Below are 1,267 nucleotides of genomic sequence, written 5' to 3' on the forward strand. Positions count from 1 at the left end.
TTGCAGTTGCGGGGCATCTAATAAATAAATGTGATCGCCAGTATTAAGCTGCACTAAAGCAAGACGTGGATAGTAAGTGTCACGCTTGATAAATTCAGTATCTAACGCTACCCGCCCGCAAACTTCCAAGGCCTTGATAACCTCGTCCAATTGCGCTTGCTCACGTACCCAAGTGACAGATGCTTCATCTGCTATGTCTAGCAACGCGTCAATATCCGGCTCGGCAGGCATGTCTACCACATTAGTAGCTGCATATGTTTGACCACCGTCAACGCCTTCTTTTGCATCGGGTTGCAAAACATCGTCTTGAGACAAATCATCTTGCGAAAAATCAACTTGAGATAAATTGGTTTGAGCGCTTACATCAAAAGAGCTTAGATCAGACACGGGCAGATACCTGCTTAGATAGAAGAGAATAGAAGAAAAAAGAGCGCTATTAATAGCGCCTAGAGACAATAAAAGAAAATTATAACAAATTAGCGTTCATGTTTTGGAGCGTTTCGTATGACAGCGTCAAGTTTAAAGCCATTATTTACGAGACTAAAACATATAGCTTTTGTTTATATTATAAAAAGGAGCGATTTTGTAGTGCCTGTCCCAATGTCATACTATCTAAATATTCGAGCTCACCGCCTATGGGTACGCCTTGTGCCAAACGAGTGACTTTATTGACATGACGACTCACCGCTTCGCTGATAAAGTGTGCCGTTGTCTGACCTTCAACAGTGGTACCTGTTGCCAATATAAGCTCCTCAACCTGCTCTTGTTTAACGCGCCATACCAGCTGGTCAATGTTTAAATCATCAGCGCTAATACCATCAATCGGTGACAGATGCCCACCTAAAACAAAATAACGTCCACGGTAACCCGCTGTTTGCTCAATGGCCATGACGTCAGCGGCGGTTTCGACCACACATAACAACCCATCATCACGTCTTGGATCTTGGCACAGTGGACAAACCGCATCATCACTAAAGCTATGACAACGCTGACACTCAACAATATCACGCATTGCCTCATCAAGTGCTTGGGCAAGCGCCATCCCTTGTGGACGTTTTTTGGTAAGGAGGTGGAGTGCCATACGCTGAGCACTTTTTTGACCAACACCTGGTAAAATACGCAGCTGTTTAACCAGCTGATCAAATTTGGCTGTAAGCAAATCTGCATCCTTTATCTATAAACCGTAGATATAAAAATGGGGTCGTATCCGGTGGATAACAACCCCATTGTTGTCTTCAATATGCAGTATTTACCGCAAATTAAGACT

Annotated in this window: 1 protein-coding gene and 1 pseudogene; both read right to left on the bottom strand. The window is 43.6% G+C overall.

What is annotated here, in order from left to right:
• A pseudogene (locus ACS8FD_RS15175) lies at positions 1-387 on the bottom strand (hypothetical protein); the annotation flags it as partial.
• Between the two features lie 178 nt (positions 388-565).
• Complete coding sequence (gene recR / locus ACS8FD_RS15180) at positions 566-1,159, bottom strand: recombination mediator RecR (protein ID WP_299189394.1); 594 nt, start codon at positions 1,157-1,159, stop codon at positions 566-568.
• Positions 1,160-1,267: the final 108 nt, after the last annotated feature.

This window comes from Psychrobacter sp. 1U2 (assembly GCF_051847575.1).